The sequence below is a fragment of the Clostridium sp. LS genome (genome assembly GCF_002760435.1).
GTDB lineage: Bacteria > Bacillota > Clostridia > Clostridiales > Clostridiaceae > Clostridium.
The window spans coordinates 1-11,095 of record NZ_AUUU01000008.1 but is presented as its reverse complement, the minus strand read 5'-3'; the positions used below and the strand labels follow the sequence as shown (position 1 = coordinate 11,095).

Here is an 11,095-nt window from a genome sequence, read left to right as displayed (position 1 = left end):
TAACTGTAAACATATGCTTTTACTGTTAAAATACTCATTAACTTTACGCGCATGGTAGTAACTCTATAAATTCCATTCAATACATTACCATTATATGTTAATTGTAACATATCCGTAATCATTATTTTACTTTTTCTCTTATTAGCATATACAACTCTTTATTTTTACAGGATTTATCATCAACTTTTTTCAAAAACAAAATAAGATGGAGAACCACCTCCATCTTTACTTGGTTCTCCTCCAGTCCTAAATTCTATAGGCTACCCATCTAGAAAATCTTCCTATAGTCTCAAACGAAACTATACTACATAATAGTTCAGTTAGCTTTCCGAACTTTCTATAAAGAAAATTAAAAGCTAAAAATGGAATCCATTGTTTTTTTGATTTTGGCAGTCTTCTTATTATATTTTTAAACGTATATACTTCTTTATATATCCATAGGTAGCCATTATATAATTCTTCAGCAGTCATATTCTTTGGCTTATATACAACATGGGAAGTATTATAATTAGATAAATTATAATCCACTATTCTATTTTCTTTTAATAATGATGAATATAACTTTGTGCCTGGATATGGTGTCATTATATGAGAAGTTACCGTTTCTATTTTGTTTTTAACGATCCAATCTAATGTACACTTAAATATAGACGCGTCATCCTCGTCTAATCCAAAAACGAAACTTGCATTTATCATTATGCCCCTTTTATGAATTTCATCTACAAGTTTCTCATACCTGCTTACACTATTTTGAGCTTTATGGACACTTTCTATGGACTTACTGTTTATACTTTCAAAACCTATAAAAAGGCTTTGGCATCCTGATTCTTTCATTTCATCTAATAATTCAGGCATGTCCACTATATTAGAAGTTACTGCTGCATTCCATTTTAATTTCAGAGGTTTTATTTCCTTTAAAAATTCTCTAGTCCACTTAGGATTTCCAATAAAATTATCATCAATAAACATTATGTGTCTCGTTTTTAATGCTTTAATATCTTTAATTACATCTTCTATGGGCCTATTAATATAAGTTTTAAGAGAATTAGTGCAGCTATTATAGCAGAAATCACATTGAAAAGGGCATCCCCTGCTTGCACTAATAATATTAGTATATAAATACTTCTTATTATCAATAATATCATATTTAGGTGATACTATTTCCTTTCCACGAATATTTTCCATATCATAATATATCTTTTTAACTGAATTATTATCTATATCCTTAAGGACTTTTGCCCATACTCTCTCCGCCATCCCTACAATTATTGCATCAAAGCTATCTGAAGCACCCTCTGGATCCGATGTTATATGTATTCCACCCGCAATTACTTTAACACCACGCTTTTTAAACTCCTTTGATATTTCTACTGCTCTATTCATAACATCAACAGTAACAGTTATTGCGACTAAATCAACAGGTTCATCAAATTTAATTTTTTCAACATTTTCATTCTCAATAATAACTTCATGTTCCTTAGACGTAAGGTTTGCTATTGTTAATAAAGCTAATGAAGGAGACATTCTTGTTTTTAATTTTGTATCCATTGGCCTTGGCAGCATTGCAGGTTGAATTAATTTAATTTTCATGATATTGCCTCCTTAAGTAATTAGAGTTAAATAATAATTTTCCTTTATTCATCATTTTTGTATTCTAAAATATCACCCGGTTGGCAGTCCAAAGCTTTACATATTGCCTCTAAGGTTGAGAATCTAATAGCTTTTGCCTTTCCGTTCTTTAATATAGAGAGATTTGCCATTGTTATTCCAACCTTCTCCGTAAGTTCTGTTACACTCATTTTCCTTTTAGCCAGCATCACATCAATATTAATTATAATAGCCATGCTATTCCCTCCTATATTCCTAATTCCTCACATCAAGATTACTATACTGATGCTCTATATAGTTAAGTCATTTTCTGATTTCATATCTATAGCTTCTTTTAAAAGCCTTTGAAGTACAGCAGCAAAAACTGCAATTACTAACGAAGCAAAGATAGGTGCTAATCCGATTATTATGAGACCTGGGGCATCATCTTTCTCTGCTACGACGTAAACAAATGGTATTATTACCACATATAGGGTACAGATTACGACTGCACAATATTTTATATTCTTTAAAGTCTTTACAGATAATATAGAGAAAGCTATATTCTTGTCAATATAGTTTAAAAGTCTTAAAGCTTGATATAGAGCAATGAAAAACGGTATAGCAGATGCATATATGCCTATTAAAATCGGATATAGCATATAGGCGTAATCTGGATTTGCTGGATTCTTAGTTAGCCAAATCAACCCAAATATGCATAGAGCAAAAATCGGAATTCCAATAATAACAACAGCTATCTTTAAGAAAATTGTTGAACATCGTTTCACAAAAAACACCTCACTTATTTATTGTCATTTTAACATATCATTTATTGTTTATCAATAATTTTTTATTATTACACACAACATATTTATTGCTTTATTCTATTTTCAATACTTTTAGGTCAATAATTTAAGGTGTAAAAATATGACATAAAAACACCGTAAAATTCATCTCTAAATTTTACGGTATTAAGAAATTGTTTGGTTTTTTATAATTGACTTATTAAGTACTAATAAAAGTATCAACTTTACTCTGTTATCTCTATTCGGTTCCCGTCTGGATCTAAAATACAACTCTCATAATAACCATCTCCAGTATAACGCGGTTCACTTACTACCTCATAACCTGCTTTTCTTAATGATTCAGTAAGATTGTTGACCTTGTGAGCACTGCCTACAGAAATAGCAATATGAATTAAACCTATATATTGGTTAACAGTATCATTTAAATTCGAAGGAATTGTAGGCATCTGCATAACTTCAAGCCTTGCCCCTGAATCAAATTTAATAAAGTATGACTCAAATTGTTTTTTGTGATTAGTGTATTTATCTCCGGCAACACCATCAAAATAAGTAACATAAAAATCTCTTAATTTTTCTATATCCTTAGTCCATATAGCCACATGTTCAATTTTCATATTAACACATCCTTTAGTTATACTTTTTAATTTATAAAATATTTCTAAACGTTGTAGTCATCAACATCGAACTCGTTATTTTTATAGTAATACTTACGATCTTCTTCTGTAATCTCACGAATAACCTTGCATGGATTTCCCACTGCTACCACATTATCTGGAATATCTTTAGTAACTACACTTCCTGCCCCGATAACAACATTATTTCCAATATTAACTCCAGGATTTACAACAACACTTCCGCCAAGCCAGACATTATCTCCTATCGTTATGCTAATACCATATTCATATCCAGAATTTCGTGAGTCAGGATGTATTGGATGTCCTGCAGTATATAGAGAAACATTTGGTGCAAATTGTACATTTTCACCTATAATCACCTTTCCTACATCTAATATTGTGCAATTATAATTAGCGAAAAAGTTATTACCAATCTCAATATTTTTACCATAATCACAGTGAAATGGCTGATCTATAAAAACTTTTTCGCCAGTTTTACCTAAAATATCTTTTATCACTTCGTCCATCCTACTCACTTCATCTGGACGAAGTAAATTATACTCATGTATTTTTAACTTATTTTCCATTCTTTCTTCACTAAGTCCATCTAGCCAAGCCTTGTATGGCAGCCCTGCCAACATTCTCTCTTTATGATTCATTTTCCAATTCCCCTTTTCATTATCTTTATTCTATAATTATTTTGAATTAGTTATTAAGAACTAATCACCTTAAGGTACTTTATATTTTTGTTTATCCAACAATAATTCCTTCAATTAAAACTTTGTTGAATTTCTAGGTAAAAATATTGTTATCCTTGTACCAATGCCTTTTCTACTTAATACAGAAAAATATCCCTTGTGGCCATCAATAATCCACTTAGCAATGGACAGCCCCAAACCAGTACCTCCATTCTTTCTAACCCTTGCTGTATCTGCTCTAAAGAATCGCTCAAAAATATGTGGTATATCCTCTTCAGCCATTCCTATACCATTATCCTGAACTGAAAAATAAGGTTCCCCTTTCTCATTTATCCCAGATTTTAATGTTATAATTTCATTTTCATCAGTATACTTAGCCGCATTTTCAATTAGTATTCTAGCAGCCTGCTTGAGCAGGCCTATATCACCATAAACAATTATTTCTTCTGAATTGCAGTACCTATATATATGCCTTTCATCTATCATCTTTGACTCTTCAAGAACTTCATTCATCATATCATTTAATAAAAACTCAGCACCATTAATTCGCGTTTTACCGTTAATTCCTCGAGCTAAAAATAATAATTGCTCTACTAGATTTTTCATGTTTTCAGATTCGCTTTTTATTGCTTCAATGGATTCGTTCAGTACACTTTCATCTTTTTTTCCCCAACGATCCAGCATATTAGCATAACCTTGAATTACTGAAATTGGAGTTCTAAGTTCATGTGATGCATCAGAGACAAACCTTGCCTGTTGTCTATAAGAATCTCTCATTCTTTCTAAAAGGTTGTTTATTGCCTCTTCTAATCCATGGAGCTCACTGTCCCCAGTATAAATTTTTTCATCTGAGATTATAGGGCTGATTTTAGAGATGGCGTCTTCAAGATTTTGAAATTTCTCTTCATCAAAAGTAATATTGCCAAGCCTACTGGCGGTTTTAGCTATTTCATCAAGTGGTTTTAGAGTCTTTCTAATTTTCATTGTCCCAAAGATAATTTCTTTAAGTAGAGATAATACCTCTATAATAGCTATAGCTTTAACCACTCTTTCGACCATATATAAAAAACTGCTTGCATCTTTAACCATCGTTTTGCCATTATCCCAAACTACTGTATATGTGGAGCTCTCTAAAGGAAAGAAAGCAAATGCTCTTTTGGCATTCATCATTAATTCCCCATAGAAATTAATTTCTCCATCTATGCACCAATATGCAATGAGAAAGATTATTAAAAGTGCATCAATCCAAAGATATTTAAAAAATAGTTTTCTTACAAAAATAGAATTCAGCTTTATTGCAATAGATGTAACGTTTTTGCCTTTATTCGCTTTACTCATCTTTTATAACGTATCCTACTCCACGCACGGTGGATATTATCTTTATTTTAAATGCATCGTCTATTTTGGTCCTTAAGAATCTTACATAAACATCTATTACATTAGTTTCTCCAATATAATCATAGCCACATACTTTTTCCATTAGTATATCTCTACTTAAAACTATATTCTTATTTTCCAATAAAATTTTCAGTAAAGTAAATTCCCTGTTTGTTAATTCTATTTCTGTTTTATCATACATTACCTTATGTCTTATCTTATCTAAAGACAATAATCCGCAGCTTATTATGTCTGTATCCTTTCTTTCAACAACAGTTCTCTTTTTAAGAGCTGTTCTTATTCTTGCTAATAACTCTTCTATTGCAAAAGGTTTTGTTATATAATCATCTGCTCCTGCATCAAGTCCAGATACCTTATCCATAACAGCATCTCTAGCAGTTAGCATTATAACTGGTAAATCTGAAGTTTTTCTAATTCTACGTAATACTTCTAACCCATTTATTTGCGGAATCATTATATCAAGAAGTACTAAATCTATTTCACCCTTCTCAGTTATTTCAAGACCCACTCTTCCATTATCCGCTTTTACTATTTCGTACCCTTCATGTAATAATTCTAACTCTACGAATCTTGCAAGTTTTTCATCATCCTCAACAATTAAAATTTTAACCATTATTAGATCCCCTTTTTAATTTATCTTTTACCTTTTTTATATTTGTTGATATTACTTTAAGCACATGATTAATCTTGTTTATTTCTCCTCTCTTTCCTAATAGCGAAAATTCTAATTCAAAGAAAAGACCTACTATATATAAAGGTATAATCATCCAAAAAGCAAATATTAATAACAATATAATTACAGTAACAGGAATCTTAAGGAACACTTTACTTTCTTTCTTTATTTCAAAGAAAATATTGTTCCATGTATCTATTATTTTGCATACTTTAACAAAAATTCCTTCGAAGGTAGTATCCTTTTTTGCATTATTATAATTATTCTCTTGATCCCTATTACTAATTATCTTGTTATTTTTATAATTTTCACTATATTGATTAGTATAAAATACACTAATAGAAGGCTTTTGAACTCTTCCTTTTTCTTCTAGATAAAGTATCGCCTCCAGTATATCCCAATTTGACTTTTCTAGCGCAATTTTTGCTTCCTCATAACTTATATTTGCTTCATTTTTCAACTTATCTACAAGCTTATGATTTTCCATAAGTAACCCTCCATATCAAGTTAAATTATACCATTTAACCTAACGTTTTAATATACATAAAAAGTGGCTTAGTTAATCAACATATAATTCCTTCTTAGTAAAAAATAAGAGGCTTCGAATTATTTCAAAACCTCTAAGTATTTCACCTATTAATTAGCAACCTTTATATCCTTCTTTAAAATCATCTTTAATGTTATCAGCTGACTCTGAAGCTTTATTTAAAATATCATTCACTTTATCAGTTTTAATATCAGGACCTGTTATTGAGTACTTATATCCGAAAAATAAACCAACTAATAGTAGTATCATTGCAGGCCAAAATGCAATTATAAGTAAAATTGCTGATATAGTTAGAGATATCTTTATTGGCTTTTTGCTTTCTTTCTTTATTTCAAAATAATTTTCATTTCCCTTGCCTATAGCTTTCCCTATAAACTTAATTATTCTACCAATAACTTCTCCTATTCCTCCGCTTTTCTTCTCATGATTTTCATTTTTTTCTTTTTTACTTTCTTCAGCTACTTCTATAATTGTATTAGCTGCATCATTTTCAATTTTTCCGTTTCTTTCTAAATAAATTATAGAATCTAGAAGATCAAAATCGCATTTTTGTAACACTTCCTCAGCTTCTTCATAGCTTATTTTAGCCTTTTCCATCAAAATTTTAACCATTTCATTTCTTTCCATATTAATCATCCTCCAAAACTTTTTATTAACTTATCTTGCTTATATAATACTCAGCAAAAATTAATCTAAAATATAAGAAAGATTAAAATCAGATTAAAATCAAATGATTTTTTAAAAATATAATGCAGACTCTTTTTAGGAAGAAATCTCCTTACTTTTTAGCAACAATTATTGTGGTATTTTCCATCCTCCAGTTCATTTTCACAGTTTTAAAACCAGCTTTAGATAACAGCTTAATTTGATTATCAATTGTGCATGGCGTGTCATAATGATAAAATTTTCCATCTAGAATATTCTGTTCCTTACGTATTCGTTTATTTTCGCTATAATAAAAATCTTCCTCTTGCTGATTTTCTACCATATAATCACATTCAATATATTGACCATTAGTTTTTAATGCATTAAAAATTTTTATATACAATTTAAGTTTGTCTTCATGTGAAAAATGGTGTAAAGTTTGAAAAGATACTGCTGTATCATATTTAGAAATACCAAAATCATAATCAAAATAGCTTGCATTAATCAACGTCAAATTTTTATCAGGATGTTTTTGTTTTAGTTTGTCCAGCATTGCTTGAGTCAAATCTACACCAGTTACATTAATAATAGGTTTAGTTTTAAATATCTCATCAAGCTCTAATCCAGTACCACAACCTAAATCTAGTAATTCATTAGCCTCCTTGGGTAATAGTTCTGCCATTTTGACATAACCTTCTTTACATCCTTCTACATTTTTGATCATATGCTCATCATATCCATTTACACGAGCAGTAAAAAAATTGCTCATTTGTTCTATTGCCATATTTTCACCCCTTTCTATTACTGATATCCATACGGTATAAAGTGAGGAAATCTATAAATAAATTTAATTTCCAATCTAAGCATGCGATAAAGTTGGAAATATTAATTTCTTATTTTCTATGCACTCTAAATCTTTTCCTAAAATAAATACTGTACAGTCGTCTTCATGATGCTCGTTTATGTCATATCCAGTTACATCATAAGGCGTGAATCCAAGGGTTACCTTTTTAATATCACTGCCAAAAGAGTTGATTACTATTTCTAAGTTCACTTTATGACTCGCTATTATTTGTTTAATAAAAAGCTCCTCTCCTTTAACATCTGCGATAATATATGCATTCTCTTCAGACAGATAATAAACCGAACTGCTCCATCTTGTCCAAAATGCAACTAATCCTGGATTGTTCATAGTAAACCTATCGTTACTTACACTACTCTTTACAGTGTTGAAAAAATCTTCCCATTTAACCTTGTCAGACATATCAACCTGTTGGATTTCTTTTACATTATTCATTGAATAAATATCTTTACTATACTGATATTCCTTACTTTTTATAAATCCGAATTTAGGATAAAAATTTACGACGCTATCATTTCCAAATAAATATATTCCATCTGAATTTTCTTTATACTCATCGATTACCTTTTGTATAAGGTAGCGACTTAAACCCTGACTGCGATAATCTTTATCTGTCATAACCGTGCCAATTTGAATATAATGTTTCTTTGTATCATCCAAATCGAAATCCATTAGATTAACAGACACATGGGCTATGATCTTATCCCCATCTACCAAAGAATGTGGAATGAACTTATCTCCCCAAAAACCATTAGAGTACCAGTTTTCAAAATTAATACAAAAAGTTTTTTCAGCTAATTTATTAAGACTTTCACGCATTTTATCATTATCTTTATAAGCTTTAATATAAGTGTATTTCATTGTTATCACTCTCTCAAAATCATTCTTCATACCACTTAATAATAACATCAATATATTTCCACAAACAACCTCACACTTAATTCATAAACAAAAATAAGCCACCTAAACACATTAGGTAGCCTCTTTTCTAGGTTAAGGCATTTTCATTACTTAAAATTGTATCTTTATATAATACTTGTTATTTGGGATCATCTGTACTTCTGGTACTATATGTTTGAAATAGTGAACCAACTCTATCATTTATATCAAAGTACCCTGAACCCATCATTATTGTCGGTTTAACTTTTAGAGCATTTGGTTTTCCATTTTCCAGGCTGCCTTCATTCACATATACTGAAATAATTTCCCCAATAAACATAGTAAAATCAAATATAGGAATTGTCTGTATTACCTTACAAAGATAATTTACAGGACATTCTTTTATCATCGGTGCATTTCCTGCATCATCATAAAACGAATCAAAAACACTTGATTTATCTTCTTTATTACCTGAGACGCATCCACAAAAGTCAGTCTTATCAACAAATTCAGAGGATGGTATGTTTACACTAAAGAATCCATTTTCCACTACTCCTGAAGTTGTATAATGGGAATTTTTCAATGAAATATGCAATACAGGCTTCTCACTTACAACACCATATGCACCTAATGTGGCATAGTTTGGCTTTCCATTAACCATCGCTCCTGCTAAAACCGTAATGAATGGCCCAAAAGGGATATTTGCAATTTTCTTCTTTATCATATTTTTTCTCCAATCCAATTATTTATTTGTTGCAACAATAATAATTATATAGATAAATTTTAAAAAATATAGACTGTTTCTTCTTTATAAGTTAACATATAGATAGATTATGCCCATAAATAAGTAAAATGCATAGTATTTCCACTTGGCAGGATTATAAATAACTATACATTATGCTTCTTTAATGCTAGGAATGTCTTTTCTTAATTAATTCTATTTACGTTCTATAAATAATCGGAACTTTAATTTTGTAAGACTTTCTTCCCAACTCTATCCTTCTTACTTAGACGTGTGTCCCCAAGAAATAATTTTGGGATAAATTTCACCATATTTTTTATATTATATTCACGCGACAGCCTTTTCTTATAGTAAGTACTGTTTTAATTACTCAATTAGATTATTATACCTTCAAAATGATCCATTTCATGTTGAATTATTTGTGCTGTAAATCCAGTAAACATTTGCTTTTGCTTCTTAAAATTTCTATCAAGATACTCCACCTCTATCATTTCATATCTCTTTGTTTTTCTAAAGCCAATTAAAGATAAACAACTCTCTTCTGTTTCATAAAGCTTTTCCTTCTTTAATATAACCGGATTTATCATAGGCACAATAATGTTGCCTACAGTAAATACCAATATACGCTTTTTTACTCCAATCATATTACCAGCCAAACCAACACAATTCTCTAAGTTTGCTCTTAATGTATCTATTAAATCATCAATTACTTCTGTATCATTTTTAGTTGCCTCTTCTGATTTTTGTCCTAAAAACAATATATCTTTTACAATTGGTTTTATCATAATTTATCCCTCTTTTTCAGTTATATTTTTTATAGAAAATAAGATTTGATTTTAAAATATATCATATAACCTAACCTTATAAAATAAATTTGCTTGACTATATCCTTTCCTATAATTAACTATAAGTTCTTCACCTAATACACATCCTTAACTCAAAAAAAATTATAACATAAACCAATGACACTTATAATATCATTGGCTTATGCTTCAATATTTAATGATATTGCATTTATTTTGTTGTTCATGCATACGGTTCACCATTAATTACCCTAAGCCTTATTTAGTATTTAAGTATTTTTTCGCCTAGTTGCATCAACTTACCATTATGAACACAACATAGTCCAATTCAATATGATGCTCTTTCCTTCTAATTATTATCCTAATGAGTATATAAATAATGAGAATTTGTATTTTTTCAGGAGTTCGTTCTACTTAAGTAATTTTTGTAAAAATTACATTCAAAACTTCTCATTAATATTATTGCTCGTAATAACTATAATGTTGATATAACATATAATACAATCAGCGATAGTGGTGTAATTAAATCTGGTAATATCATAAAAGAATTTCCAGGCTTAAAATTTTTTCTTTTTATCATTTCTTTTATGTGTACCATTGTTGCACCAACAGATAATACACTAAATGTTATTATTGTTGCTAACCAAAAATCTTTACCCATCCAGATGCATAATATTCCTGAAATTCCATATCCCAATTCAGCATATCCTAATTCTTTTTGAAATGGACTTCCTTTTTCCCATCCTATATATTCTGCTACCATATCGGATTTAAGTACATGTCCTAAGAAACCTTGAATTCCTGTTAACGCTACTGTTATCACTAATTGATAAAACAGCAA

General features: G+C 29.8%; 14 protein-coding genes. All 14 read right to left on the bottom strand.

The genetic code is table 11. The features are described from left to right. Positions 1-246: 246 nt before the first annotated feature. Positions 247-1,590 carry a radical SAM protein gene (locus tag COL3_RS02100; RefSeq protein WP_008424655.1) on the bottom strand — a complete coding sequence of 448 codons (1,344 nt, stop codon included), beginning with the start codon at positions 1,588-1,590 and terminating at the stop codon, positions 247-249. Between the two features lie 44 nt (positions 1,591-1,634). Then, positions 1,635-1,844, bottom strand: a complete 210-nt coding sequence (locus COL3_RS02095; RefSeq protein WP_008424653.1) for a helix-turn-helix transcriptional regulator — start codon at positions 1,842-1,844, stop codon at positions 1,635-1,637. Positions 1,845-1,898: 54 nt separating this feature from the next. After that, positions 1,899-2,375: a DUF2975 domain-containing protein gene (locus COL3_RS02090; RefSeq protein WP_008424650.1), complete on the bottom strand. Its 477-nt coding sequence runs from the start codon at positions 2,373-2,375 to the stop codon at positions 1,899-1,901. A gap of 242 nt (positions 2,376-2,617) precedes the next feature. Continuing rightward, positions 2,618-3,007, bottom strand: coding sequence for a VOC family protein (locus COL3_RS02085; protein WP_008424648.1), 390 nt, complete (start codon positions 3,005-3,007; stop codon positions 2,618-2,620). Positions 3,008-3,051: 44 nt separating this feature from the next. Beyond that, on the bottom strand, positions 3,052-3,666 hold the full coding sequence (locus COL3_RS02080) for a sugar O-acetyltransferase (RefSeq protein ID WP_008424646.1): 615 nt from the start codon (positions 3,664-3,666) through the stop codon (positions 3,052-3,054). A gap of 114 nt (positions 3,667-3,780) precedes the next feature. Then, complete coding sequence (locus tag COL3_RS02075) at positions 3,781-5,043, bottom strand: HAMP domain-containing sensor histidine kinase (RefSeq protein WP_008424645.1); 1,263 nt, start codon at positions 5,041-5,043, stop codon at positions 3,781-3,783. Continuing rightward, on the bottom strand, positions 5,036-5,716 hold the full coding sequence (locus COL3_RS02070; RefSeq protein WP_008424643.1) for a response regulator transcription factor: 681 nt from the start codon (positions 5,714-5,716) through the stop codon (positions 5,036-5,038). Before COL3_RS02070 ends, COL3_RS02075 begins: the two co-directional genes overlap by 8 nt. Continuing rightward, positions 5,709-6,263, bottom strand: a complete 555-nt coding sequence (locus tag COL3_RS02065) for a hypothetical protein (protein WP_008424642.1) — start codon at positions 6,261-6,263, stop codon at positions 5,709-5,711. The genes COL3_RS02070 and COL3_RS02065 overlap by 8 nt, the downstream gene beginning before the upstream one ends. A gap of 153 nt (positions 6,264-6,416) precedes the next feature. Continuing rightward, positions 6,417-6,950 (bottom strand): DUF4342 domain-containing protein, encoded by a 534-nt coding sequence (locus COL3_RS02060; RefSeq protein ID WP_008424641.1) that lies wholly within the window; start codon positions 6,948-6,950, stop codon positions 6,417-6,419. A gap of 151 nt (positions 6,951-7,101) precedes the next feature. Next, complete coding sequence (locus COL3_RS02055; RefSeq protein WP_008424640.1) at positions 7,102-7,752, bottom strand: class I SAM-dependent methyltransferase; 651 nt, start codon at positions 7,750-7,752, stop codon at positions 7,102-7,104. A gap of 75 nt (positions 7,753-7,827) precedes the next feature. Further along, positions 7,828-8,691 (bottom strand): GNAT family N-acetyltransferase, encoded by an 864-nt coding sequence (locus tag COL3_RS02050; protein WP_035283547.1) that lies wholly within the window; start codon positions 8,689-8,691, stop codon positions 7,828-7,830. Between the two features lie 178 nt (positions 8,692-8,869). Further along, the gene (locus tag COL3_RS02045) at positions 8,870-9,433 is read right to left on the bottom strand and encodes a flavin reductase family protein (RefSeq protein ID WP_008424638.1); all 564 of its coding nucleotides are present in this window, start codon (positions 9,431-9,433) and stop codon (positions 8,870-8,872) included. 392 nt (positions 9,434-9,825) lie between these two features. Then, entirely contained in the window at positions 9,826-10,236 is a 411-nt protein-coding gene (locus COL3_RS02040; RefSeq protein ID WP_008424637.1) for a peptide deformylase, read from the bottom strand. A 493-nt stretch (positions 10,237-10,729) separates the two neighbouring features. Next, the coding region (locus COL3_RS28515; protein WP_180277913.1) for a DUF6790 family protein at positions 10,730-11,095 on the bottom strand (366 nt) is incomplete at its 5' end.